The organism is Streptomyces sp. NPDC033178 (genome assembly GCF_055577685.1).
Genome location: NZ_JBVIPT010000008.1, coordinates 189,086 through 214,287, shown reverse-complemented (window position 1 = coordinate 214,287; position 25,202 = coordinate 189,086). Strand labels below are relative to the sequence as shown.

17 protein-coding genes and 3 pseudogenes are annotated in these 25,202 nt (G+C 70.3%); 6 read left to right on the top strand and 14 right to left on the bottom strand.

Annotated elements, in window-relative coordinates; genetic code table 11:
• Positions 1-3 precede the first annotated feature (3 nt).
• Entirely contained in the window at positions 4-747 is a 744-nt protein-coding gene (locus ACZ5VQ_RS21595) for a transglycosylase SLT domain-containing protein (RefSeq protein WP_469106301.1), read from the top strand.
• 143 nt (positions 748-890) lie between these two features.
• Here the strand turns inward: ACZ5VQ_RS21595 and ACZ5VQ_RS21590 are convergent, their stop codons facing one another.
• The 3 genes from ACZ5VQ_RS21590 to ACZ5VQ_RS21580 all read right to left on the bottom strand — a co-directional run bounded on the left by ACZ5VQ_RS21590 (position 891) and on the right by ACZ5VQ_RS21580 (position 4,698).
• Positions 891-1,706: an HAD family hydrolase gene (locus ACZ5VQ_RS21590; protein ID WP_469106300.1), complete on the bottom strand. Its 816-nt coding sequence runs from the start codon at positions 1,704-1,706 to the stop codon at positions 891-893.
• Positions 1,707-2,018: 312 nt separating this feature from the next.
• On the bottom strand, positions 2,019-3,281 hold the full coding sequence (locus ACZ5VQ_RS21585) for an FAD-dependent oxidoreductase (protein ID WP_469106299.1): 1,263 nt from the start codon (positions 3,279-3,281) through the stop codon (positions 2,019-2,021).
• 160 nt (positions 3,282-3,441) lie between these two features.
• Positions 3,442-4,698, bottom strand: coding sequence for a carboxylate--amine ligase (locus ACZ5VQ_RS21580; protein WP_469106298.1), 1,257 nt, complete (start codon positions 4,696-4,698; stop codon positions 3,442-3,444).
• 245 nt (positions 4,699-4,943) lie between these two features.
• Between ACZ5VQ_RS21580 and fahA the strand changes: the two genes are divergently transcribed.
• The 5 genes and pseudogenes from fahA to ACZ5VQ_RS21555 form a co-directional block, all read left to right on the top strand.
• Entirely contained in the window at positions 4,944-6,203 is a 1,260-nt protein-coding gene (gene fahA, locus ACZ5VQ_RS21575; protein ID WP_469106297.1) for a fumarylacetoacetase, read from the top strand.
• A 566-nt stretch (positions 6,204-6,769) separates the two neighbouring features.
• Positions 6,770-7,102: a GntR family transcriptional regulator gene (locus ACZ5VQ_RS21570; RefSeq protein ID WP_469106296.1), complete on the top strand. Its 333-nt coding sequence runs from the start codon at positions 6,770-6,772 to the stop codon at positions 7,100-7,102.
• A gap of 9 nt (positions 7,103-7,111) precedes the next feature.
• Positions 7,112-7,810, top strand: a pseudogene (locus tag ACZ5VQ_RS21565) (UTRA domain-containing protein); the annotation flags it as partial.
• Positions 7,792-7,995, top strand: a pseudogene (locus ACZ5VQ_RS21560) (ATP-binding cassette domain-containing protein); the annotation flags it as partial. The pseudogenes ACZ5VQ_RS21565 and ACZ5VQ_RS21560, both read left to right, overlap by 19 nt.
• A gap of 155 nt (positions 7,996-8,150) precedes the next feature.
• A pseudogene (locus ACZ5VQ_RS21555) lies at positions 8,151-9,837 on the top strand (HEAT repeat domain-containing protein); the annotation flags it as partial.
• A gap of 83 nt (positions 9,838-9,920) precedes the next feature.
• On the opposite strand, the gene recQ reads toward ACZ5VQ_RS21555, so the two are convergent.
• From recQ to nuoE, 11 genes are all read right to left on the bottom strand, one after another.
• Positions 9,921-11,981 carry a DNA helicase RecQ gene (gene recQ, locus ACZ5VQ_RS21550; RefSeq protein ID WP_469106434.1) on the bottom strand — a complete coding sequence of 687 codons (2,061 nt, stop codon included), beginning with the start codon at positions 11,979-11,981 and terminating at the stop codon, positions 9,921-9,923.
• Between the two features lie 200 nt (positions 11,982-12,181).
• Positions 12,182-13,831, bottom strand: coding sequence for an NADH-quinone oxidoreductase subunit NuoN (gene nuoN / locus ACZ5VQ_RS21545; RefSeq protein WP_307523723.1), 1,650 nt, complete (start codon positions 13,829-13,831; stop codon positions 12,182-12,184).
• Positions 13,828-15,399, bottom strand: coding sequence for an NADH-quinone oxidoreductase subunit M (locus tag ACZ5VQ_RS21540; protein ID WP_469106295.1), 1,572 nt, complete (start codon positions 15,397-15,399; stop codon positions 13,828-13,830). The genes nuoN and ACZ5VQ_RS21540 overlap by 4 nt, the downstream gene beginning before the upstream one ends.
• A gap of 5 nt (positions 15,400-15,404) precedes the next feature.
• Positions 15,405-17,300, bottom strand: a complete 1,896-nt coding sequence (gene nuoL / locus ACZ5VQ_RS21535) for an NADH-quinone oxidoreductase subunit L (RefSeq protein ID WP_469106294.1) — start codon at positions 17,298-17,300, stop codon at positions 15,405-15,407.
• A gap of 14 nt (positions 17,301-17,314) precedes the next feature.
• Positions 17,315-17,614 (bottom strand): NADH-quinone oxidoreductase subunit NuoK, encoded by a 300-nt coding sequence (gene nuoK, locus ACZ5VQ_RS21530; protein ID WP_003974374.1) that lies wholly within the window; start codon positions 17,612-17,614, stop codon positions 17,315-17,317.
• Entirely contained in the window at positions 17,611-18,453 is an 843-nt protein-coding gene (locus tag ACZ5VQ_RS21525; protein WP_362073705.1) for an NADH-quinone oxidoreductase subunit J, read from the bottom strand. The genes nuoK and ACZ5VQ_RS21525 overlap by 4 nt, the downstream gene beginning before the upstream one ends.
• Positions 18,450-19,091 (bottom strand): NADH-quinone oxidoreductase subunit NuoI, encoded by a 642-nt coding sequence (nuoI, locus tag ACZ5VQ_RS21520; protein WP_362073708.1) that lies wholly within the window; start codon positions 19,089-19,091, stop codon positions 18,450-18,452. The genes ACZ5VQ_RS21525 and nuoI overlap by 4 nt, the downstream gene beginning before the upstream one ends.
• A complete protein-coding gene (nuoH, locus tag ACZ5VQ_RS21515) occupies positions 19,084-20,472 on the bottom strand; it encodes an NADH-quinone oxidoreductase subunit NuoH (RefSeq protein WP_469106293.1) in 1,389 nt (462 codons plus the stop codon). The genes nuoI and nuoH overlap by 8 nt, the downstream gene beginning before the upstream one ends.
• Complete coding sequence (locus ACZ5VQ_RS21510; protein WP_469106292.1) at positions 20,469-22,973, bottom strand: NADH-quinone oxidoreductase subunit G; 2,505 nt, start codon at positions 22,971-22,973, stop codon at positions 20,469-20,471. Before ACZ5VQ_RS21510 ends, nuoH begins: the two co-directional genes overlap by 4 nt.
• Positions 22,970-24,352, bottom strand: coding sequence for an NADH-quinone oxidoreductase subunit NuoF (nuoF, locus tag ACZ5VQ_RS21505; protein WP_469106291.1), 1,383 nt, complete (start codon positions 24,350-24,352; stop codon positions 22,970-22,972). Before nuoF ends, ACZ5VQ_RS21510 begins: the two co-directional genes overlap by 4 nt.
• Complete coding sequence (gene nuoE / locus ACZ5VQ_RS21500) at positions 24,352-25,176, bottom strand: NADH-quinone oxidoreductase subunit NuoE (RefSeq protein ID WP_143643554.1); 825 nt, start codon at positions 25,174-25,176, stop codon at positions 24,352-24,354. The genes nuoF and nuoE overlap by 1 nt, the downstream gene beginning before the upstream one ends.
• Between the last annotated feature and the right edge of the window lie 26 nt (positions 25,177-25,202).

Here is a 25,202-nt window from a genome sequence, read left to right as displayed (position 1 = left end):
GCCATGGCCGCACGAGGCAAGCACCGCCGCCCCAGAATGAACACCCTCACGCGTGGCATCGTCGCCGCGGGAACCGGCGGAGCCGCGCTCGCGCTCCCCATCGTGGGGGCCACAGGCGCCCACGCCGCACAGCCGACGCAGGCCGCCCAGGTCGCACCGGCCGCGGTCCCGCAGGTCTCGCTCGTCACGTACAAGGTGGTCGCGGGCGACACCCTGACCAAGATCGCCAAGAAGCACTCCACGAGCGGCGGCTGGCAGAAGCTGTACAAGGCCAACCGTGCGGTCATCGGGGACGACCCGGCGGTCATCCGCCCGGGCCTCAAGCTGACGGTCGGCACGAAAAACGCCCAAACCTCAGCAAAGACGGCAACTGCCTCCAAGGCGACCACCGCGTCCGCCGTCACCCCCGCCGCCGCGAAGACGTACACGAACGACCTGGACGGCTGGATCAAGGAGTCGCTGGACATCATGGCCCAGCAGGGCATCCCGGGGTCGTACGACGGCATCTACCGCAACATCATGCGCGAGTCGTCGGGCAACCCGCAGGCCATGAACAACTGGGACTCCAACGCCGCGGCCGGTACGCCGTCGAAGGGGCTCCTCCAGACCATCGACCCGACCTTCAACGCCTACCACGTGGCCGGCACCTCGATGGACCCCTTCGACCCGGTCGCCAACATCACGGCGGCGTGCAACTACGCCGCCGCGAGGTACGGCTCGATCGACAACGTCTTCGGGGCCTACTGAGCGAGCCGGCAGCGAACGGGCCGCCGGTACCGGGCGGACCGACACCGCGCGAGCCGACACCGCATGAGCCGACACCGGATGTGCCCGCGGCGAGGGGAACCGACCTCTCCGCGGGCCCGCCGCGCCTGCTCGGCGACGGAGAACTAGACCCGCGGGCCGAAGAGCCGTTCCAGTACCACCGCGATGCCGTCGTCCTCGTTCGACAGGGTCACCTCGTCGGCCACCGCCTGGAGTTCGGGGTGGGCGTTGGCCATCGCGACGCCGTGGGCCGCCCAGTCGAACATCGGGATGTCGTTGGGCATGTCACCGAAGGCGATCGTTGTGGCGGGGGTGAGGCCGAGATGTTCGGCCGCCAGGGCGAGCCCCGTCGCCTTGGTCACGCCACATGGCTGGAGTTCGACTGTGCCGGGGCCGGACATCGTGACCGTGGCGAGGGAACCGACCGCTCCGCGGGCCGCGGACGCCAACTCGTCGTCGGACAGCAGGGGATGGCGCAGCAGCACCTTGCTGATGGGTTCCGTCCAGAGGTCGTCGCGGCGCAGGACGCGTACCGCCGGGAGTGTCGGGTGGGGCATCTCGTACCCCGGCTCGATGAGCGTGAGTCCGTCGACCCCGTCCTGGTCGACCGCGGCGTACACGTCCCCGACCTCCGCCTCGATCTTTCCGAGCGCCGTCTCGGCCAGCTCGCGGTCGAGGGTGACCGACCACACCATGCGCTCGGCGCCGGCGTCGTACAGCTGCGCCCCCTGACCGCACACCGCCAGTCCCTGGCTGCCCAGTTCGTCCAGCAGGGGGCGTACGCGTGGCGCCGGGCGCCCCGTCACCACGAGGTGCCTGGCACCTCTCCCGATTGCCATCGCCAGCGCGGCGCGTGACCGGTCCGAAAGGGTGTCGTCGCCTCGCAACAACGTCCCGTCCAGGTCAGTGGCGATGAGTGAATATGCAATCGGTGCGGCCATGATCAGAGAATACGGATCGAACGCCCCAACGACTCGACGGGAACCGGACGTCGTCCGGTATCTCGTCAGGCACAGGGGTACTCGCCGGCACCATCCGTCGGCCACCGAAAGGCAATTCGCGGGCGAGGAGGAGCAGTTGACCATGCCCGCCCTGCTCCCCCGCCCCCGGTCAACCGGCCCCTCGCCCGCCCCCTGGCCCCGCCTCCCCGTGCCCGGCCTCGTCCCGTGGACACGGCTCGCGCGCGGGCCTTCGCGCCGCTCGGCGGCTTCAGTGACGCATTGATGCGTACGCGCACGAAGCGGAGGTTCCGTTCAGCCGTGCGCCCCCACCAGATGCCGGACCAACCTCGGTGAGGCGAACTCCGTCCCGCACACGAACCGCATCACGGGTCCGTACGAAGCCGCCGCCGGCAGCCCCGTGAAGTACAGCCCGGGTACGGAGGACCTGAACCCGGCGCCCAGCTTCGGCGTCCCCCGGCTCACCGCCAGCTCCGTACGCAGTTCGTGCCCGAGGAAGTCCATCGCGGCGAGGTCGACGCGGTATCCGGTCGCGGCGACGACGTGGTCCGCGGAGAGTTCCTCGACGCGTCCGTCGAGGTTCCGGACGGCGAGGGCCGGGTGGCCGCCCGCCGATCCGGAGCGGACGATCCGCGACACCTCGCTCACCCGCACCTTCCCCTCGAACCGCTCCCGCAGCCACCAGGCGCCGAGAGGACCGAGCACACGGCGGACGAGGAAGTGCCGGGCCTGCGGCGGCAGATGGCGGTAGGGGTGGGGGTAGTAGCTGAGTGCCCACAGCGACCAGGCCCGTCCGAAGGGCGACTCGGGGCGCAGCCGCGGCTGCGCCCAGGGGGGCGCACCGAAGGCGACCGAGCCCTTGCCGCGCGCCACCACTCGCACCTGCGCGCCTGCCTCCGCCGCGAGCGCCGCCGTCTCCAGGGCGGACTGGCCCGCGCCCACGACGATCAGCTCCTTGCCGGAGAACCGGGACAGGTCGTGGAGCTGCGAGCTGTGCGAGACGGGCCCCGTGGGGGTCGGTCCGTCGGGTGCGGCCGCGGTCAGCTCGGGCGGCAGGTACGCCAGTCCGGACAGCCCGGTCGCGACCACGACCGCCCGCGCGGTGAACAACTCCCCGGAGTCCAGCTTGAGTTCAAAGCCCCCCGAGCCACGCCGACCGTCCCCCGGGCCACCCCGCTGACCGCCCTGACCTGCATCCCCCTGATCGCCGCGCCGGTCGACCGAGACGACCCGCACCCGCTCCAGGTCCGGCACGAGCTTCTGCCGGAACCACTCCCCGTACGCGACGAACGTCTCGACCGGGACGATGTCCTCGTCCGTGACGAGTCGGCGGATGCCGGCCGCGTCGCAGTAGTCGACGAGGTTGTGCCCGCGCTGCGGGGCGTCGATGTTCGAGGCGGCCGGGGTCGACTTCAGAAGCATCCCTTCAGGCATGTGCGCACGCCAGCTCACCATGGGCTCACCGAACACCCGTACAGGAATGCCGCGCGCTCGCAGATGCGCGGCGGTGGACAGGCCGAAGGGCCCGGCACCGATCACTGCCACCGGCTCCATCACGAAGTCCCCTCCCCAGGACGCTGCTTCGTCACCTCGTGGTCAGCACCAACAGGTGCTGTGCACTGCTGGCTCGTCGTAGTGCCGACTCGTCGTAGTGCTGACTCGTCCCGCTGCTGACTCGTCGTACTGCTGGCTCGTACTCGCTCGTACTCGGGAACCCTCACCCCGTGCTCGGACGGGTGCGCCGGCGGTTGGTCCGCCACAGCTGGTACATGTGCTTGACTCCGGGCCGTACGAAGCGCGCGAGCATGGTGAAGAACGGCCGCAGGTCGTCCGCCGCCAGCCACGCCAGCTCCGTGCCGCTCGCGCGGGCGGGGGCGTGCGGCGTCGTGTAGCCGCTGCGGCGGTACGCGAGCAGGGCGGGCAGGTCGATGTTCTCCACGATGTAGCGCCGGCCCGCGAGCTGTTCCCCCTCCGGAACGGTGCGGCCGGTCAGGTCCAGATGCATGGCACGGACGACGTCGATCCCCGACTCGTTCTCGAAGAGCCGGAACTGCGCGCCCATCCGCGGGTTGAAGTCGAGCAGTTTGTACTGGCCGTCACGCCGGTCGAAGCGCAGGTCGAGGTCGATGACGCCGCTGAAGCCGATCTGTTTGATGAAACGCGCGGCGATGTCCGAGAGTTCCGGATTGTCGACCACGTACGCGTTCGCCGTCATCCCCGCGTGTGGCGGCCAGGAGCGGACCTTGACACCGGTGAACATCGCGAGCGGCGTCGAGTCCGCGTCGAAGTACGCGTGCACGATCCAGTCCTCGGCGTCCTCCCTGGGCAGATACTCCTGGAGGATCACCCCGGGGCGCTCGCCCCAGCCGTGCGCGAGCGCGAGCAGCCCCCCGCGGGTCGCGATTCGGGTCGTCCCGCTCACGGCCGGTCGCGCGCGGCGCACGAAGGCCTCGCGGTTCTTGGCCACGAGCGGGAAGGTCGCCTTCGCCGCGAAGTCCTCGATCTCCTCGTACGACTCCGGGCAGGCGGACTCCGGGCTGGGTATGCCGTGCTCCAGGCAGAGTTCGTGCAGGCCCTGCTTGCTGGCGAGGCGGCGCGGAAGGCCGGCGTCCACTCCGGGAAACAGGAAGCGGTCCGCGAGTTCCGCCTGGTGCTCGGCGATCAGCACCGCGGCCTCCTCGTCGGTCGGGATCAGCACGGTGGGCCGGCCGATCCGGCGTCCGACGCGCAGCAGTCCCTCGACGAGCCGCTCCGGCCGCTCCGTGCCCGTGGTCGGCCAGACGAACGCCTGCCGCAGATGCCGCGAGGCCGCGGCGGGCGTGTACCGGTCCTCCGTAATCGCGTACATCGGTACGCCCAGGCGCCCGAGGCTGCGGATCGCGCCCACTCCGCCGTGGTGCAGCGGGTAGTCGCCGAACTTCACGATCAGGCCCGGCACTTCCCGGTCCAGGTCGAAAGGCACGTCGAAAGGCATGCCTGCGGAGCTTCTGGCCACGGGTCCCCCCACGTGTCCCCCCTACGGACGCGGACCCAACTCGCCCGTGCCCCCCGAATGGACGCTAAGCCGGAATCAACCACTCCGCCCCGGGCCCCAATCGGACATTGCGAACTCTTGCGAACCCCTTAGAACGGACATTGCGAACCCTTTAGACACTGCCCAAGGAGGGCAACTCCCCCGTAACGTGTGCCCCACCCACACGGAAAGCGAGGCAGCACCCCATGCCCCCCTTCGATGTCCCCGAGGGCGATCCCTTCGGCCCGCACAATCTTCCGTACGGCGTGTTCTCCCTTGGCGGATCCGACAGCGGGTCCGACAGCGGGTCCGACAGCGACTCCGGCCGGCGGAGCGTGGGCGTTCGGCTGGGCGACCACGTGCTGGACGCGGGGGCCGCGGCCGTGGAACTCGGCTCCCCGTACGCCGCGCTGCTCGCCCGTCCCTCGCTGAACCCACTGCTCGCGGCCGGCCGCACGGCATGGTCGGACGTGCGGCGCGCGATCACGGCGTGGGTGACGGTGCCGGCCCACCGCGAGACGATCGCGCCCCTGCTGCACCCGCTCTCCGAGGTGACTCTCCACCTCCCCTTCGAGGTCGCCGACTACGTCGACTTCTACGCCTCCGAGAACCACGCCCGTAACGTCGGCCAGATCTTCCGCCCCGACGCCGAGGACTCCCTCACCCCCAACTGGAAGCATCTGCCGATCGGTTACCACGGCAGGTCGGGCACCGTCGTGGTCTCCGGGACCGAGGTCGTACGCCCCTCGGGCCAGCGCAAGGCCCCGGCCGACCCGGCGCCGGTCTTCGGGCCGTCCGTCCGGCTGGACATCGAGGCGGAGGTCGGCTTCGTGGTCGGCACACCCTCCGCGATGGGCACGGCCGTACCGCTGAGCGACTTCCGCGACCACGTCTTCGGGCTCTGCCTCCTCAACGACTGGTCCGCCCGCGACCTCCAGGCCTGGGAGTACGTCCCCCTCGGCCCGTTCCTCGGCAAGTCCTTCGCCACCTCGGTGTCGGCCTGGATCACACCGCTCGACGCGCTGGACGACGCCCGGGTCGCGCCCCCGACACGTACGCATCCGCTGCTGCCGTACCTGGACGACGCCGACGACGCCGCGGAGGACCCCGGCGGCTATGACCTGCGCATCTCCGTCGCCATCAACGGCCACGTCGTCTCCGAGCCGCCCTTCTCGACCATGTACTGGACGGCCGCCCAGCAGCTGGCCCACATGACGGTGAACGGCGCGTCGCTGCGCACCGGCGACCTGTACGGATCGGGCACTGTGAGCGGGGCCTCGGACAACGAGCGGGGCTCCCTCCTGGAGCTGACCTGGAACGGGCGCGACACCCTCGAACTGCCGGACGGCAAGCGGACGTTCCTGGAGGACGGGGACACGGTGACGCTGACCGCGTGGGCTCCCGGGCCGCATGGCACACGGGTGGGCCTCGGCGAGGTGAGCGGGCGCATCGCGGCGAGCGCGTAACTGTCCGCACGCGGGCGCGCCCGGCCGCGCGGCTGTCCCGCACGCGGGGCTGGTTCCGTACGCGGGCCCGTCCCGTACGCGGGCCCGTCCCGTACGCGGGCCCGTCCCGTACGCGGGCCGGGTTCCGTACGCGGGCCGGTCCCGTACCTGGCCGGAGCGGTCCATGTACCTGGCTGGGGGCGGTCCGTGTACCTTGCCGGAGCGGTCCATGTACCTAGCCGGAGCGGTCCGCACCTGGCTGGGGCGGCCTTTCCGGTGGGGCGCGTCCGCGTCGGCGCTCGCTGACGCGGGGTTGTTCGGACCTGCGGGGCGGTGGGGGCCTGTCGCGCCCACGCGGCGGAGCCGCAAAATGTCACAGTCCCGCGCCCCTGAAGGGAGCCGTTGCCGAGGCGGCCCTTCACGAGGCGGCGCGCCACGGGCACGTGCCCTCCCCGGCGGCGCCCGCAGTGGCAGATCTTGCCGCGCCCTCGGAGAACCCGCAGGTCATCGGCTCGACCGACGGCGCCCCTGGTGGCGCAACACTCCGGCAACACCACATCCCGTACCCCCTCGGTATGGTCCGTCTCATGCCCACCGAACGCATCCGTGACCACGCCGGCCAGGGCGCGACCACCGTCGCCGCCCGCCGGCGGCGGCTGCGCGCGGACCGGGCCAGGCAACTCGCCGACCTGCTGCGCCACCGGGTGCTGGCGGGCGGTTTCCCGCACGGCACGCTGCCGCACGAGGCGGCCATCGGCGCCGACTACCGGGCCTCGCGCAACACCGTGCGCCAGGCCCTCGACCTGCTGCGGGCCGAGGGTCTGGTGGAACGGCAGCCCGGTGTCGGCACGGTCGTCGTCGCCGAGAAGTACCCGCACGGACTCGACCGGCTGATGAGACTCGCGGAGACCCTGCGCTAACACGGCCGGGTGAGCAACGAGGTACGCACCGCGGGCCCGGTCGCCGCACCGGCACCGGTCGCCGAACGGCTGCGGGTGCCCGTAGGCGCCGACGTCCTCTACATCGAGCGGCTGCGACGGCTCAACGGCCTTCCGCTCTCCCTCGACCTCACCTACATCCCACTCGACCTCGGCACCGCCCTGCTCGGCGCCGACCTGGAGAACACCGACGTCTTCCGCCTCCTGGAAGGCATCACCGGACAGCCGCTCGGGCACGCCGAGCAGCTGCTGACCAGCCTGAACGTCGACCTGTGGCCGCGCTTCTCGCAGTTCCCGACGGTCGCCGACGTGGCCCACGCCTTCGCCGACCGGGTGAGCGGCCCCGACTACTGGACCGACCTCACCGACAGCCTCACCCGGATCCTCACCGGCTTCCTGCTCGCGGCCGTCCTGGGCGTGGCCACGGGCGTGCTCGTGGCCCGCTCCCGCCTCGCCGAGGACCTGCTCGGCCCGCTGCTGGAGGTCGTCCGGCCGATCTCGGCGATCGCCCTCGTCCCCGTCGCGATCCTCCTCTTCCCCTCCAACGAACAGGGCATCGTCTTCATCACCTTCACGGCCGCCTGCTTCCCGGTCCTGGTCTGCACCCGGCACGCGGTCCGCGCGCTGACTCCCGCCTGGGAGGAGGCCGTACGCACCATGGGCGGCGGCCGGTGGCAGATCGCGCCCTCGTCTTCCAGGAGGACGCCCTGCTCCCCTGGCGCACCCTGCGCGCCAACGTCGAACTGCCCCTGGCCATCCAGGGACTGCCGCGCGGCGAACGCAGGAGGCAGGCCGAGTCCTGGCTCGGCCGGGTCGGACTCGCCGACCGGTCGACGCAGTTGCCGCATCGCGTCTCCGGGGGCCAGCGCCAGCGCGCGCAGCTGGCCCGCGCGCTCGCCCCGCGCCCGCGCGCCGTCCTGATGGACGAACCCTTCGGCGCCCTCGACGCCCAGACCCGCGCCGGCATGCAGGACCTGCTGGTGGAGGTGCTGCACGGCACAGGGGCGACCGTCGTCTTCGTCACCCACGGGCGGACGCAGCCCAGTACCGCGCCCACGAGGGCGAGTTGCCCCAGGAGCAGCTGCGCGAGGCGCACGAGTTGGTCTACCGCCCGCTGCGCAACCCGGACGGGCCGCCCCAGCCCCAGGTCGAGTACAAGCTCCGCCGCTTCGTGAACGACTACGTGGCGCCCCCCAAGTCCGGTGCCCGGCTGTCGCTCGCCGTCGAGTCCTTCGAGCGGATGCGCGACGACATCTCCGCGATGGGCGGGCGCACTCCGCACGAACTGATGCGGTGCGCCGAGGTCACCTTCATCCGCGACTGCGCGGAGATGGCGGCCCGCGCCTCGCTGGCCCGTACGGAGTCCCGCTGGGGTCTCTACCACGACCGCACGGACCATCCCGCGCGCGACGACGTCTCCTGGTTCCACCACCTCCACCTCGACCTGCACAAGTCCCCCTCTGGTTCGATGGAGTTCACGGCTCGTCCCGTGGCTCCCTACGCCGTCCCCGTCGACGGCTTCGACCCGGCCGGCGGCCCCTCCCGGCACCTCGGCGAGGTCCACCGGGGGGGGTGTGGCCACGGCGGGCGCACGGGACGCGGCGCCCGTGGCCGCGCGGCCGTCCACCGCCGCGGCCGGGAGCACCGGTCCCGACGGCGACAGCGACGGCACCAGCAGCGAGGGCGCCGGCAGCGACAGCGCCCGCGAGAACGCCTCACCCCGGCTGCTCGAACTTCTCGCCCTCGCCGAGGAGGAGCCCGAACTCGCCGCCGTGCAGCCCTACTTGACCGACTCCGAGCCCTCCGTCCGGCGAGCGGCCGTCAGCGTGCTCACCGAGACCACGCCTCCCGGAACCGGTCCGGCGCTGGCCGCCTCACTCGCCGACACCGACGCTGCCGTACGTGCCTCCGCGGCGGCCTCGTTGCGCGAACTCGTCGAGACGCTCACACCGGAACCGGCCCTGCGCGACCCGCTCACCCATGCCCTCGCACAGCCCGACCCTGTCGTCCGCGCCGCCGCCCTCGACGTCCTGCGCGCCCTGCGGCTGGGCGACGCCGGCCTCTTCGCCCGCTCACTGGGCGATCCTGATATCTCCGTCCGTATCGAAGCGGTCCGGGCACTGGTCTCCGTCGACGCGGCCGGCGAACTGGTCCGGGCGGCGGACGACACCTCCCGCGAGGTCCGGGTAACCGTGGCCAAGGCACTGGCGACGGTGGGCACGGGCGCCGACCGCCGGAACGTGGCTGTCGCGGCGGGCGGCGCGGGCGCGGCAGGCGGTGAGGCGGGCGCGGGCCCCGCTGCGGCGCCGGACGCCACGGCTGCCGACGCCGTACTCGCCGCCCTCGACCGTCTCACCGGGGACACCGACGCCCTGGTCCGCGGCGCCGCCTTCGCGTCGCTGGTCGGCACGGGATGCCAGGCGCCGTCGGCCGAACGCGCCGTCCGTGCTCAGGCCGATCCCGCGTGGGAGGTCCGGGCCGGCGCCGCCACCGCGCTGTCCGCGGCCGACGCCGAGGTCGCCCTGCCAGCCCTCGCCAAGATCCTTAGCGACCCGAACGCGGACGTCCGGAAGGCCGCGGTCCTCGCACTCGTCCGGCACGCCCAGTCCGGGGACACCGACACGTCGACCGCCTCGGCGACCGCCGCCGCCCGGGCCGCTCTCGCCACGGCCACGACGGACTCGGACGTCAGGGCGTACGCCTCACGCACGCTCTAGCGCGTACGCCGTGCCCCGGGCGGTGCGGAAGCACGCGTCGCACCGCCCACCGAGCCGGCCTGTGCCCAGACCCACGCCCAGACCTATATCCAGTCCTCCGGCTCCGGCTCCATCTCGGGCCAGTAGAACCCGGGGGCGTCGTCGCTCCGAGGCGCCGGGACCGACCGCTCGCCGCTCCCCGGATCCTCCACTCGCCCAGCGCCGGAGCCGGAGCCCGGGCCCGAGCCGGAATCAGGGCCCGAGCCGGAGGCGGAGGGGCGCTCCAGGGAAGCGAGCACCCCGATCACACCCTCCCCGTACGTCCCGAGCTTCTTCTCGCCGATCCCGCTGATCCCGCCCAGCTCCGCGACGGAGCCGGGCCACACCGTGGCGATCTCCCGCAGCGTGGCGTCGTGGAAGATGACGTACGCCGGAACGCCCTGCTCCTTGGCCTGACCGGCACGCCAGGCGCGCAGGGCCTCGAAGGCGGGGAGCAGATCCGGAGAAAGCTCGGCCGCCGCGGCCGCCGCCCTGGCCTTGCGCTCGCTCCGACCGGAACCGGACGAGGAGGACGAGGAACGGGAAGTCACCGGCTTCGGCGGCTCCTTGCGCAGCGGCACCTCCCGCTCGCGCCGCAGCACGGTCCCGCTCGCCTCGGTCAGCACCAGCGTGCCGTACTCGCCCTCGACCGCGAGGAGCCCCTGGGCCAGCAGCTGCCGGACGACACCGCGCCATTCGCCCTCGGCCAGCTCCTCACCGATGCCGAACACGGACAGCTGGTCGTGGTCGAACTGGATGACCTTGGCGCTCCTTCGCCCGAGCAGGATGTCGACGATCTGGATCGCCCCGAACTTCTGCCCCCGCTCACGCTGCAGCCGCACCACGGTGGACAGCACCTTCTGGGCCGCGACCGTGCCGTCCCAGGTCTCGGGCGGAAGCAGGCACGTGTCGCAGTTCCCACAGGCCGGGGCCCCCGGGTCCTGGCCGAAGTAGGCGAGCAGCTGACCGCGCCGGCACTGGGCCGTCTCGCACAGCGCGAGCATCGCGTCGAGATGCGAGGCTGCCCGGCGCCGGAACGCCTCGTCGCCCTCGCTCGACTGGATCATCTTGCGCTGTTGTATGACGTCGTTCAGGCCGTAGGCCATCCATGCCGTGGACGGCAGTCCGTCGCGGCCGGCGCGGCCCGTCTCCTGGTAATAGCCCTCGACCGACTTCGGCAGGTCGAGGTGGGCGACGAACCGGACGTCCGGCTTGTCGATGCCCATGCCGAAGGCGATGGTCGCGCACACCACCAGCCCGTCCTCGCGCAGGAACCGCGACTGGTGGGCGGCGCGCGTGCCGGAGTCCAGACCCGCGTGGTACGGCACCGCCGCGATGCCGTTGCGGGCGAGGAACTCGGCCGTCTTCTCGACCGAGTTGCGCGACAGGCAGTAGACGATGCCCGCGTCGCCCGCGTGCTCCTCCTTCAGGAAGGACAGGAGCTGCTTCTTCGGGTCGGCCTTCGGCACGATCCGGTACTGGATGTTGGGCCGGTCGAAGCTCGCCACGAAGTGACGGGCGTCCGGCATGCCCAGGCGCTGGGTGATCTCCTTGTGCGTGGCGTCCGTGGCCGTCGCGGTCAGCGCGATCCGCGGTACGTCGGGCCAGCGCTCGCCCAGCAGCGAGAGCGAAAGGTAGTCGGGGCGGAAGTCGTGGCCCCACTGCGCCACGCAGTGCGCCTCGTCGATCGCGAAGACGGAGATCTTTCCGCGCTTGAGGAGGTCGAGCGTGGACTCCAGGCGGAGCCGCTCCGGCGCGAGGTAGATCAGGTCGAGCTCGCCCGCGAGGAACTCGGCCTCGACGGCGCGCCGCTCGCCGAAGTCCTGCGTGGAGTTCATGAACCCGGCGCGCACGCCGAGCGCCCGCAACGCGTCCACCTGGTCCTGCATCAGCGCGATGAGGGGTGAGACCACCACTCCCGTGCCCGGTCTGACCAGGGCCGGAATCTGGTAGCAGAGCGACTTTCCGCCGCCCGTGGGCATGAGGACGACCGCGTCCCCGCCGCTCACCACATGCTCGATGACGGCTTCCTGCTCACCTCGGAAGGCCTCGTAACCGAAGACCCGGTGGAGCGTGCCGAGCGCTTCGCTCTCCGCCACCTCTGTCATCACACCCGTCCCGCCCATCGTCCCATCCCCCGTGCGTCGTGCCTCGACCACTGCGTCCACGATAGGGGTCCGCACCGACAGCCTCAGAGTTATCCACAGGCTGCGACGGAGTATCTGCGCAACGCACCCGCCGACGCGCCCCGAAACACCTCCGCCACGCCCCGAAAAACACCTCGGACCCCGGCTCCCAAAGGAACCGGGGCCCGAAGAACACCAGGTCAGCGAACGAACACGCCCGCCTGACCGGCCAGGTCGAGGAAGTACTGCGGCGCCACACCCAGTACCAGCGTGACCGCCACGCCCACCCCGATCGCCGTCATCGTGAGCGGCGACGGTACGGCGACCGTCGGCCCCTCCGGACGGGGCTCGCTGAAGAACATCAGCACGATCACCCGGATGTAGAAGAACGCCGCGATGGCCGACGAGATCACACCGACCACGACCAGCGCGCCCGCGCCGCCCTCGGCCGCCGCCTTGAACACGGCGAACTTCCCGGCGAAGCCGGAGGTCAGCGGGATGCCCGCGAAGGCCAGCAGGAAGACCGCGAACACGGCGGCCACCAGCGGTGACCTGCGTCCGAGACCGGCCCACTTGGACAGGTGCGTGGCCTCGCCGCCCGCGTCCCGTACGAGGGTGACCACCGCGAAGGCGCCGATCGTCACGAACGAGTACGCGCCCAGGTAGAAGAGCACCGACGAGACACCGTCGGGCGTGGTCGCGATGACACCCGCGAGGATGAATCCCGCGTGCGCGATCGACGAGTACGCGAGGAGCCTCTTGATGTCGGTCTGGGTGATCGCGACGATCGCACCACCCAGCATGGTGACGACCGCGACGCCCATCATCACCGGCCGCCAGTCCCAGCGCAGGCCCGGCAGCACGACGTACAGCAGCCGCAGCAGCGCGCCGAAGGCGGCCACCTTGGTCGCGGCGGCCATGAAGCCGGTGACCGGGGTCGGCGCGCCCTGGTAGACGTCCGGGGTCCACATGTGGAACGGCACGGCGCCGACCTTGAAGAGCAGGCCCATCACGACCATCGCGGCGCCGATGAGCAGCAGTGCGTCGTTGCCCATGGTGTCGGCGAGTGCCGGGTTCACCGTCCCGATGGTGCCGTCGACGACCTGCGCGATCGTCGCGTACGACACGGAACCGGCGTAGCCGTAGAGCAGGGCGATGCCGAAGAGGGTGAACGCGGAGGCGAAGGCGCCGAGCAGGAAGTACTTGACCGCGGCCTCCTGCGACATGATCCGCTTGCGGCGGGCCACGGCGCACAGGAGGTAGAGCGGCAGCGAGAAGACTTCCAGGGCGATGAACAGCGTCAGCAGGTCGTTCGCCGACGGGAAGACGAGCATGCCGCCGATCGCGAAGAGCAGCAGCGGGAACACCTCGGTGGTGGCGAACCCGGCCTTGACCGCGGCCTGCTCGCTGTCGCTGCCCGGCACGGACGCGGCCTGCGCGGCGAACGAGTCGACGCGGTTGCCGTGGGCCACCGGGTCGAGACGCCGCTCGGCGAACGTGAACACGCCGAGCACACCGGCCAGCAGGATCGTGCCCTGCAGGAACAGCGCGGGCCCGTCGACCGCGATGGCGCCCATCGCGGCGATACCGGCCTTCGTCGTGCCGTATCCGCCGGCCGCGAGTCCCACGACCGCGGCGAAGGCGGCGGCGAGGGCGACGACGGACACGAACAGCTGGACGTAGTAGCGGGACTTCCGGGGCACGAATGCCTCGACCAGGATCCCGATGATCGCCGCACCGATGACGATCAGGGTGGGCGACAACTGCCCGTATTCGATCTTCGGCGCGTCGATCTTGTCGATCGGGTCGGCCGCCATTGTCCACAGGCTGTGGACGGCTGTAGCGCTCACGGGGCCGCCTCCACCTCGGGCTGGGGGTCCTTCTTCTGTACGTCGGACATGGTCTGCTTGACCGCCGGGTTGACGATGTCGGTGATCGGCTTCGGATAGACACCGAGGAAGATCAGCAGGGCGATCAGCGGGGTGACCACCACGAGTTCCCGCACCCGGAGGTCGGGCATCGCGGAGACCTCGGGCTTCACCGGGCCGGTCATCGTCCGCTGGTAGAGCACGAGCGTGTAGAGCGCGGCGAGGACGATGCCGAAGGTGGCGATGATCCCGATCACCGGGTAGCGCGTGAACGTGCCGACCAGGACCAGGAACTCACTCACGAACGGCGCGAGCCCCGGCAGGGACAGCGTCGCGAGGCTGCCGATCAGGAAGGTTCCGGCGAGCACCGGCGCGACTTTCTGCACCCCTCCGTAGTCGGCGATCAGACGCGAGCCGCGCCGCGAGATCAGGAAGCCGGCCACCAGCATCAGCGCGGCGGTCGAGATTCCGTGGTTGACCATGTAGAGCGTCGCGCCCGACTGCCCCTGGCTCGTCATGGCGAAGATGCCCATGATGATGAACCCGAAGTGGGAGATCGACGCGTACGCCACCAGCCGCTTGATGTCGCGCTGGCCGACCGCGAGCAGCGCCCCGTAGATGATGCTGATCAGGGCGAGCACGAGGATGACCGGCGTCGCCCACTTCGAGGCCTCCGGGAAGAGCTGGAGGCAGAAGCGCAGCATCGCGAAGGTGCCGACCTTGTCGACCACCGCCGTGATGAGGACGGCGACCGGGGCGGTGGCCTCCCCCATCGCGTTGGGCAGCCAGGTGTGCAGCGGCCACAGGGGCGCCTTCACCGCGAAGGCGAAGAAGAAGCCCAGGAAGAGCCATCGCTCGGTGTTGGTCGCCATGTCCAGCGTGCCGTTGGCCCGGGCCTCGGCGATCTCCTGGAGCGAGAAGTTTCCCGCCACCACGTAGAGACCGATCACGGCGGCCAGCATGATCAGGCCGCCGACCAGGTTGTAGAGGAGGAACTTCACGGCGGCGTACGAGCGCTGGGCCGCCGCGTGCTCGTCCGAGCCCGCGTGGGCACGGTCCCCGAAGCCGCCGATGAGGAAGTACATCGGGATGAGCATGGCTTCGAAGAAGATGTAGAAGAGGAAGACGTCGGTGGCCTCGAAGGAGATGATCACCATCGCCTCGACACCGAGGATCAGGGCGAAGAAGCCCTGGGTCGGGCGCCAGCGGCTGCTGCTGGTCTCCAGCGGGTCGGCGTCGTGCCAGCCCGCGAGGATCACGAACGGGATCAGCAGGGCGGTCAGCGCGATGAGCGCCACCGCGATGCCGTCCACGCCCAGTTCGTACCGCACCCCGAAGTCCGCGATCCAGGCGTGCGATTCGGTGAGCTGGTAGCGGTCGCCGTCCGGGTCGAAGCGGATCAGGACGACCAGGGCGAGTACCAGGGTGGCGAGCGAGACGAGCAGCGCCAGCCACTTGGCGGCGGTGCGGCGCGCGGCCGGCACGGCTGCCGTGGCGATGGCCCCGACTGCCGGGAGCACCGCCGTCGCTGTCAGCAGAGGAAAGGACATCGGTATCAGACCGCCCTCATCAGCAGGGTCGCGGCGATGAGGATCGCAGCACCGCCGAACATGGAGACCGCGTACGACCGCGCATAGCCGTTCTGCAGCTTGCGGAGCCGTCCGGAGAGGCCGCCCATCGAGGCCGCCGTGCCGTTCACGACCCCGTCGACCAGGGTGTGGTCGACGTACACCAGGGAGCGCGTGAGGTGCTCTCCGCCGCGTACGAGGACGACGTGGTTGAAGTCGTCCTGGAGGAGGTCGCGCCGGGCGGCCCGGGTGAGCAGGGAGCCGCGCGGGGCGACCACCGGGACGGGACGGCGCCCGTACTGGACGTACGCGAGACCGGCGCCGATGACGAGCACGACCATGGTGGAGAGCGTGACCGTCGTCGCGCTGATCGGCGGGTGGCCGTGCGCGTGCTCGGTGACGGGCTCCAGCCAGTGCATGAAACGGTCGCCGACGCCGAAGAAGGCGCCCGCGAAGACCGATCCGAAGGCCAGCACGATCATCGGGATCGTCATGGACCTGGGGGACTCGTGCGGGTGCGGCTCGTGGCCGTTCTCGTCAGGCTGCCAGCGCTTCTCTCCGAAGAAGGTCATCAGCATCACGCGCGTCATGTAGTACGCGGTGATGGCCGCGCCGAGCAGGGCCACGCTGCCGAGGATCCAGCCCTCGGTGCCGCCCTTGGCGAAGGCCGCCTCGATGATCTTGTCCTTGGAGAAGAAGCCGGACAGGCCCGGGAAGCCGATGATGGCCAGGTAGCCGAGGCCGAACGTCACGAAGGTGACCGGCATGTACTTCCTGAGGCCGCCGTACTTCCTCATGTCGACCTCGTCGTTCATGCCGTGCATGACCGAACCGGCGCCGAGGAAGAGCCCGGCCTTGAAGAAGCCGTGCGTCACCAGGTGCATGATCGCGAAGACGTAGCCGATGGGGCCGAGGCCCGCCGCGAGGATCATGTAGCCGATCTGCGACATGGTCGAACCGGCGAGCGCCTTCTTGATGTCGTCCTTGGCGCAACCGACGATCGCACCGAAGAGGAGCGTGACCGCTCCGACCACGGTGGTCACGAGCTGGGCGTCCGGCGCGGCGTTGAAGATGTCGGCGGAGCGGACGATCAGGTACACGCCCGCGGTCACCATGGTCGCGGCGTGGATGAGGGCCGAGACCGGGGTCGGGCCCTCCATCGCGTCCCCGAGCCAGGACTGCAGCGGTACCTGGGCGGACTTGCCGCAGGCGGCGAGCAGCAGCATCAGGGCGATGGCGGTCAGCGTGCCCTCGCCGGTCTCACCCGTGGCCTCCAGGACCGGCCCGAAGGCGAAGGTCCCGAAGGTGGTGAACATCAGCATGATCGCGATCGACAGGCCCATGTCGCCGACGCGGTTGACCAGGAAGGCCTTCTTCGCGGCGGTGGCGGCGCTGGGCTTGTGCTGCCAGAAACCGATCAGGAGGTACGAGGCGAGGCCGACGCCCTCCCAGCCGACGTACAGCAGCAGGTAGTTGTCCGCGAGGACGAGCAGCAGCATCGCCGCGAGGAACAGGTTCAGATAGCCGAAGAAGCGGCGGCGCCGCTCGTCGTGCTCCATGTACCCGATGGAGTACACGTGGATCAGCGAGCCGACGCCCGTGATCAGCAGTACGAACGTCATCGACAGCTGGTCGAGCTGGAAGGCCACGTCCGCCTGGAAGCCCTCTACGGGGATCCAGCTGAACAGGTGCTGGCCGATGGCCCGGTGTTCCGCGTCCTTCCCCAGCATGTCGGCGAACAGAATCGCGCCGATCACGAAGGAGACGGACGAGAGAGCCGTACCGATCCAGTGGCCGACGGCGTCCAGCCGCCGACCGCCGCACAGCAGTACGGCCGCTCCGAGCAGAGGCGCCGCCACAAGCAGCGCAATCAGGTTCTCCACGATTCAGCGACCCCTTACAGCTTCATCAGGCTGGCGTCGTCGACCGAGGCCGAGTGGCGGGAACGGAACAGCGACACGATGATCGCGAGCCCGACCACGACCTCCGCGGCGGCGACGACCATCGTGAAGAAGGCGATGATCTGGCCGTCGAGATTGCCGTGCATCCGGGAGAAGGCGACGAACGCGAGGTTGCAGGCGTTGAGCATCAGCTCGATGCACATGAACACCACGATCGCGTTGCGCCTGATCAGGACGCCGGTGGCGCCGATCGTGAACAACAGGGCGGCGAGGTAGAGGTAGTTGACGGGGTTCACTTCGCTGCCTCCTCTTCCCGCTCTTCGCGGCCGAGCCGCTCCTCGGAGCGCTGCTCCAGCGCCTTGAGGTCCTTGATCGCCTCGTCCGACACGTCACGGATCTGGCCGCGGTCTCGCAGCGTCTTGATGACCGTGAGCTCGGACGGGGTGCCGTCCGGGAGAAGACCGGCGATGTCCACCGCGTTGTGCCGGGCGTAGACGCCGGGGGCGGGCAGCGGCGGGAGCTGCTTGTTCGCCCGTACGCGCTCCCCGGCCAGTTCGCGCTGGGTCTTGGCCCGTTCGGTGCGCTCGCGGTGGGTGAGCACCATGGCTCCGACGGCGGCCGTGATGAGCAGGGCGCCGGTGATCTCGAAGGCGAAGACGTACTTCGTGAAGATGAGGGCCGCCAGACCCTCCACGTTGCCACCGGAGTTGGCCTGGGTCAGGCCGTTGAACTCCGACAGCGAGGCGTTGCCGATGCCCGCGCAGAGCAGGATGCCGAAGCCGAGGCCGCACAGGAGGGCCAGCCAGCGCTGGCCCTTGATGGTCTCCTTCAGGGAGTCCGCCGCGGTGACACCGACGAGCATGACCACGAAGAGGAACAGCATCATGATCGCGCCGGTGTAGACGACGACCTGGACGATGCCCAGGAAGTACGCGCCGTTGGCGAGGTAGAAAACCGCCAGGACGATCATGGTCCCGGCGAGGCAGAGCGCGCTGTGCACGGCCTTCTTCATGAAGACGGTGCACAGGGCGCCGATCACGGCGACGGTGCCGAGGATCCAGAACTGGAAGGCTTCGCCGGTGGACGTCGAGTAGGCCGCGAGGGAGGTGGACGGGGTGGCGAGCTGCGCGATCATCGGCGGATCACCTTCTCCGACGCCGGCTCGCCCTCACCGAAGGTCGACTCACCCTCCTGCACGACCTCGCCCTTGGAGACCGCTACTTGGGGCACCGTGCCGGGCGCGGCCTCCGTGACCAGACCCCGGTAGTAGTCCCCCTCGTCCATGCCCGGGAAGATCGAGTGCGGTGACTCGACCATGCCCTCCTCAAGACCGGCGAGCAACTGCTCCTTGGTGAAGATGAGGTTGGCGCGGCTGCTGTCGGCCAGCTCGAACTCGTTCGTCATCGTCAGCGCGCGTGTGGGGCACGCCTCGATGCACAGGCCGCACAGGATGCAGCGGGCGTAGTTGATCTGGTAGACGCGGCCGTACCGCTCGCCCGGGGAGTAGCGCTCCTCCTCGGTGTTCTCCGCGCCCTCCACATAGATGGCGTCCGCGGGACACGCCCAGGCGCACAGCTCGCAGCCGATGCACTTCTCCAGGCCGTCCGGATGGCGGTTGAGCTGGTGCCGGCCGTGGAACCGCGGAGCGGTGGTCTTCGGCTGCTCCGGATACTGCTCGGTCAGCCGCTTCTTGAACATGGCCTTGAAGGTCACGCCGAAGCCTGCGACGGGGTTCTGGAAACCGGGTTTGGTCTCCTTCTGCTCATCAGCCATCGGACGCCTCCTTTCCATCACGAGGTCCATCGATTCCGTCACCGTCAGTATTCACGCCACCACTGACAATCAACTCCCGCTCCCGGCGCGGGCGTCGCCGGGGCACCGGCGGCAGCTCCTGTCCGGGCAGCGGCGGTACGGGGTATCCGCCCGCCATCGGGTCGAAGGCGACGGGTTCGTCCGGCGTCTCCTGGGCGTCCTTCCGGTCGCGGTACATGTCGGCGATGAAGGAGAGCAACAGCAGGACAAGGACCGCGCCCGCCACGTACAGGGCGATGTCGGCGAAGTCGTAGTTCTCGTTCCGCAGGGTCCGTACGGTCGCGACGCACATCAGCCAGACCACGGAGACCGGGATGAGGACCTTCCAGCCGAGCTTCATCAGCTGGTCGTAGCGGACGCGGGGCAGCGTGCCGCGCAGCCAGATGAAGAAGAACAGCAGCAGCTGCACCTTGATGACGAACCAGAGCATCGGCCACCAGCCGTGGTTCGCTCCCTCCCAGAAGGTGCTGACCGGCCAGGGGGCCCGCCAGCCGCCCAGGAAGAGCGTCACGGAGACCGCCGAGACGGTCACCATGTTCACGTACTCGGCGAGCATGAACAGCGCGAACTTGATGGACGAGTACTCGGTGTTGAAGCCGCCGACCAGGTCGCCCTCGGATTCCGGCATGTCGAAGGGGGCGCGGTTGGTCTCGCCGACCATCGTCACGATGTAGATCAGGAACGACACCGGCAGCAGGATGATGTACCAGCGGTCCTGCTGCTGGGCGACGATCTCCGAGGTCGACATCGAGCCGGAGTACAGGAACACCGACGCGAACGCGGCGCCCATGGCGATCTCGTACGAGATCATCTGCGCGCAGGAGCGCAGACCGCCGAGGAGCGGATACGTCGACCCGGAGGACCAGCCCGCGAGCACGATGCCGTAGATGCCGACTGAGGCGACCGCGAGGATGTAGAGCATCGCGATCGGGAGGTCGGTGAGCTGCATCGTGGTGCGGTGGCCGAGGATCGAGATCTCGTTGCCGGCCGGTCCGAAGGGAATCACGGCGATCGCCATGAAGGCCGGGATCGCGGCCACGATAGGCGCGAGGATGTAGACGGCCTTGTCCGCGCGCTTGACGATCAGGTCTTCCTTGAGCATCAGTTTGATGCCGTCGGCGAGCGACTGGAGCATGCCCCAGGGGCCGTGCCGGTTGGGGCCGATGCGCAGCTGCATCCAGGCGACGACCTTGCGTTCCCACACGATGGAGAACAGCACGGTGATCATCAGGAAGGCGAAGCAGAAGACCGCCTTGATGACGACGAGCCACCAGGGGTCGCGGCCGAACATGGAGAGGTCCTCCGCGGCCAGGTACACGGGCGCGGCGAGGTTTCCGGTCATGCCTCCACCTCCTTGGGGGTCTCGGCGGCGAGCGTCGCCGGACCGATGCGGACGAGTGCGCCGGGCAGCGCGCCCGTGTCCGAGGCGACGCCTCCTCCGGCGGAGTTCAGCGGGAGCCAGACCACGCGGTCGGGCATCTCGGTGACCTGCAGGGGAAGTTCGACCACTCCGGAGGGGCCGGTCACGGCGAGCAGGTCGCCGTTCTTGACGCCCGCCTCGGCGGCCGTGGCGGCCGACACGCGCGCGTGTGCGGCGTGCCGCGTCCCGGCGAGCGCCTCGTCGCCCTCCTGAAGGCGGCCCTGGTCGAGCAGCAGCCGGTGTCCGGCGAGCACGGCCTCCCCCGAGGCGGGCCGCGGCAGCACGGCCGCGGTCTCCACGGGTTCGGTGGCCCTCGCCCCGTCCCAGGTGCCGAGCGTGTCCAGCTCCACGCGCGCGGTGCGCAGGTCGGGCAGCCCCAGGTGTACGTCCATGGCGTCGGCCAGCATCTGCAGGACGCGCCCGTCGGTGGGCGACAGCCGGCGGGTCAGCTGCTCGGGCTTGAGCGCGGACTCGAAGAGGCGTGCACGGCCTTCCCAGTTGAGGAAGGTGCCCGCCTTCTCGGCGACCGCGGCCACGGGGAAGACGACGTCCGCCTGCTCGGTGACCTCACTGGGGCGCAGTTCGAGCGACACCAGGAAGCCCACCGCGGAAAGTGCCTCACGCGCGCGTGCCGGGTCGGGAAGGTCGGCGACCTCGACGCCCGCCACGACGAGCGCGGAGAGCTCCCCGGTGGCGGCGGCCTCGACGATCTGTCCGGTGTCGCGGCCGTGGCGGTGCGGCAGTGCCGCGATGCCCCAGGCCAGGGTGACCTCGTCCCGCGCGCGCGGGTCGGTGGCCGGGCGTCCGCCGGGCAGCAGCGAGGGCAGTGCCCCCGCCTCGATCGCGCCGCGCTCCCCGGCCCGGCGCGGGATCCACACCAGCTGGGCGCCGGTCGCGGTGGAGGCCCGTACGGCGGCGGTGAGCCCGCCCGCCACCGCGGCCAGCCGCTCGCCGACGACGATCACGGCGCCCTCGGTGCGCAGCGCCTCGGCGGCCTTCGCTCCGTCGCCCTCCAGGCCGGCCCCGGAGGCGAGTGCGTCCAGCCACTCGGTCTCGGTGCCGGGGGCGGCCGGCAGCAGCGTGCCGCCCGCCTTGTCCAGGCCGCGGGTCGCGTGCGTGGTCAGCGAGAAGGTCTTCTGCCCGTGTCCCCGCCAGGCCTTGCGCAGCCTCAGGAAGACACCGGGCGCCTCCTCCTCGGACTCGAATCCGGCGAGCAGGACGGCGGGTGCCTTCTCCAGTGCGGTGTACGTGACGCCCGTACCGTCGAGGTCCCGTCCGCGTCCGGCGACCCGGGCGGCCAGGAAGTCGGCCTCCTCGCCGCTGTGCACGCGCGCGCGGAAGTCGATGTCGTTCGTGTCGAGGGCCACGCGCGCGAACTTGCTGTACGCGTAGGCGTCCTCGACGGTCAGCCGGCCGCCGGTGAGGACGGCGGCCCGGGAGCGCGCGGCCAGCAGCCCCTGGGCAGCGGCCTCCAGGGCCTCCGGCCAGGAAGCGGGCTCCAGCTCACCGGACTCGCCGCGCACCAGGGGCGTCTGAAGCCGGTCCCGCTGCTGGGCGTACCGGAAGCCGAACCGCCCCTTGTCGCAGAGCCACTCCTCGTTGACCTCGGGGTCCGGGGAGGCGAGGCGCCGCATGACCTTGCCGCGCCGGTGGTCGGTGCGGGTCGCGCAGCCACCGGAGCAGTGCTCGCACACCGAGTGCGACGAGACGAGGTCGAACGGCCGGGAGCGGAAGCGGTACGCCGCCGAGGTCAGCGCGCCGACCGGGCAGATCTGAATGGTGTTCCCGGAGAAGTACGACTCGAAGGGGTCACCCTCGCCGGTGCCGATCTGCTGGAGCGCGCCGCGCTCGACCATCTCGATCATCGGGTCGCCCGCGATCTGGTTGGAGAACCGGGTGCAGCGGGCGCACAGGACGCAGCGTTCGCGGTCGAGCAGCACCTGGGTGGAGATCGGGACGGGCTTCTCGTACGTGCGCTTCTTGCCCTCGAAGCGGGACTCGGAGTGGCCGTGCGACATGGCCTGGTTCTGCAGGGGGCACTCGCCGCCCTTGTCGCAGACCGGGCAGTCCAGCGGGTGGTTGATGAGCAGGAGCTCCATCACACCCTTCTGGGCCTTCTCGGCGGCAGGAGAGGTGAGGTGGGTCTTGACGACCATGCCGTCCGTGCAGGTGATCGTGCAGGACGCCATGGGCTTGCGCTGGCCCTCGACCTCGACGATGCACTGACGGCAGGCGCCGGCCGGGTCGAGGAGCGGGTGGTCGCAGAAGCGGGGGATCTCGATGCCGAGCTGTTCGGCCGCGCGGATGACCAGGGTGCCCTTGGGCACGCTGATCTCGACGCCGTCGATGGTCAGCGAGACGAGATCCTCCGGCGGAACCGCAGCCTCCCCGCCTCCGGAGGGAGCGCTCGTGGTTACCGTCATGCGTTCACCTCCGTGTGCTTTTCCTTGTCGGCCCAGGCCGTCGACTTGGCGGGGTCGAAGGGGCAGCCCCGGCCGTTGATGTGCTCCTCGTACTCCGCGCGGAAGTACTTGAGCGAGGAGAAGATCGGCGAGGCGGCGCCGTCGCCGAGGGCGCAGAACGACTTGCCGTTGATGTTGTCGGCGATGTCGTTCAGCTTGTCGAGGTCGGACATGACGCTCTTGCCGGCCTCGATGTCGCGCAGCAACTGCACGAGCCAGTACGTCCCTTCGCGGCAGGGCGTGCACTTGCCGCAGGACTCGTGGGCGTAGAACTCGGTCCACCGGGTGACGGCACGGACGACGCAGGTCGTCTCGTCGAAGCACTGGAGTGCTTTTGTGCCGAGCATGGAACCCGCGGCGCCCACTCCTTCGTAGTCAAGAGGGACGTCGAGGTGCTCGTCGGTGAACATCGGGGTCGAGGAGCCGCCCGGCGTCCAGAACTTGAGGCGGTGTCCCTGCCGGATGCCGCCGCTCATGTCGAGGAGCTGACGGAGTGTGATGCCGAGCGGGGCCTCGTACTGACCTGGATTGGTGACATGCCCGCTGAGGGAGTAGAGCGTGAAGCCCGGGGACTTCTCGCTTCCCATCGACCGGAACCATTCTTTGCCCTTGTGGAGAATCGCGGGAACCGACGCGATGGACTCGACGTTGTTCACAACAGTCGGACAGGCATAGAGGCCCGCGACGGCAGGGAAAGGGGGACGAAGTCGCGGCTGTCCACGGCGGCCTTCGAGCGAGTCGAGCAGTGCGGTCTCCTCACCGCAGATGTACGCGCCCGCGCCCGCGTGCACGGTGAGCTGCAGATCGAGCCCGCTGCCCAGAATGTTCTCGCCCAGGTAGCCCGCCGCATAGGCCTCGCGGACGGCCTCGTGCAACCGCCTGAGCACGGGGACGACTTCACCACGCAGATAGATGAAGGCATGCGACGACCGGATCGCATAACAGGCAATGACAATGCCCTCAATGAGGCTGTGCGGGTTCGCGAAGAGAAGCGGGATGTCCTTACAGGTGCCCGGCTCCGATTCGTCGGCGTTGACAACTAGATAGTGAGGCTTTCCATCACCCTGGGGAATGAACTGCCACTTCATTCCGGTGGGGAATCCCGCGCCGCCACGGCCGCGCAGACCGGACTCCTTCACGTACGCGATGAGGTCGTCCGGTGACATCGCGAGCGCCTTGCGCAGGCCCTCGTACCCGTCGTGCCTCCGGTAGACGTCCAGCGACCAGGACTTGTCCTCGTCCCAGAAGGCGGACAGCACCGGTGAGAGCAGCTTCTCGGGGCTGGTCTCTCCGCCGGCCTCCGGCTGAGAGGTGCCCCCGTATTGAGTGGACAAGGTCATCACTCCCCCTCCTCGGCAGTGGGCCCGGCCGGGTGGGACGGGTCGGAGGCCGACGTGTCCTGCGGTGCGTCGTGCGAACTGAGGTGCTCGGACGGGGACGGGTCGTGCGGCGCCTCGTCCTGGGGAGCGCCGGACCCTCGCGGGTGCACCACGCGCGCGGGGCCCGTCTCCCCCTTGGCCAGCCGGAGGCCGATCAGCGAGGCGGGGCCAGCGCCGCCGCTCGCCTCGACCGCGCCCTCGCGCTCGTCGGGGAAGCCCGCCAGGATGCGGGCGGTGTCCTTGAACGTGCACAAGGGGGCACCGCGCGTCGGCTCGACCTGTGTTCCCGCGCGCAGGTCGTCGACGAGGCGCTTCGCGCTCGCCACGGTCTGGTTGTCGAAGAACTCCCAGTTGACCATCACGACCGGCGCGAAGTCGCAGGCCGCGTTGCACTCGATGTGCTCCAGGGTGACTTTGCCGTCGTCGGTGGTCTCGCCGTTGCCGACACCGAGGTGGTCCTGGAGGGACTCGAAGATCGCGTCGCCGCCCATGACCGCGCACAGGGTGTTGGTGCAGACGCCCACCTGGTAGTCACCGCTCGGCTTGCGCCGGTACATGGAGTAGAAGGTCGCGACCGCGGTGACCTCCGCAGTGGTCAGGTCGAGCATCTCCGCGCAGAACCGCTGCCCGGTGCGCGTGACATGGCCCTCCTCCGACTGCACGAGATGCAGCAACGGCAGGAGGGCGGACCGGGAGTCCGGGTAGCGGGCGATGACCTCGCGCGCGTCCGCCTCCAGCCTGGCTCGAACGTCGTCCGGGTAGTCGGGCGCGGGCAGTTGGGGCATGCCCAGGCTGACGCCCTCGGGGGTCG

Bases quoted from the DNA above. Each gene is read 5' to 3' on its own strand.
- ACZ5VQ_RS21510 (WP_469106292.1), bottom strand. From the start codon at position 22,973: ATGACGGTAACCACGAGCGCTCCCTCCGGAGGCGGGGAGGCTGCGGTT.
- fahA (WP_469106297.1), top strand. From the start codon at position 4,944: ATGCCCCCCTTCGATGTCCCCGAGGGCGATCCCTTCGGCCCGCACAAT.
- nuoI (WP_362073708.1), bottom strand. From the start codon at position 19,091: ATGGCTGATGAGCAGAAGGAGACCAAACCCGGTTTCCAGAACCCCGTC.
- ACZ5VQ_RS21590 (WP_469106300.1), bottom strand. From the start codon at position 1,706: ATGGCCGCACCGATTGCATATTCACTCATCGCCACTGACCTGGACGGG.
- ACZ5VQ_RS21570 (WP_469106296.1), top strand. From the start codon at position 6,770: ATGCCCACCGAACGCATCCGTGACCACGCCGGCCAGGGCGCGACCACC.
- ACZ5VQ_RS21525 (WP_362073705.1), bottom strand. From the start codon at position 18,453: ATGATCGCGCAGCTCGCCACCCCGTCCACCTCCCTCGCGGCCTACTCG.
- ACZ5VQ_RS21580 (WP_469106298.1), bottom strand. From the start codon at position 4,698: ATGCCTTTCGACGTGCCTTTCGACCTGGACCGGGAAGTGCCGGGCCTG.
- ACZ5VQ_RS21540 (WP_469106295.1), bottom strand. From the start codon at position 15,399: ATGTCCTTTCCTCTGCTGACAGCGACGGCGGTGCTCCCGGCAGTCGGG.
- recQ (WP_469106434.1), bottom strand. From the start codon at position 11,981: ATGGGCGGGACGGGTGTGATGACAGAGGTGGCGGAGAGCGAAGCGCTC.
- nuoF (WP_469106291.1), bottom strand. From the start codon at position 24,352: ATGACCTTGTCCACTCAATACGGGGGCACCTCTCAGCCGGAGGCCGGC.
- ACZ5VQ_RS21595 (WP_469106301.1), top strand. From the start codon at position 4: ATGGCCGCACGAGGCAAGCACCGCCGCCCCAGAATGAACACCCTCACG.
- nuoE (WP_143643554.1), bottom strand. From the start codon at position 25,176: ATGCCCCAACTGCCCGCGCCCGACTACCCGGACGACGTTCGAGCCAGG.
- nuoH (WP_469106293.1), bottom strand. From the start codon at position 20,472: ATGACCGGAAACCTCGCCGCGCCCGTGTACCTGGCCGCGGAGGACCTC.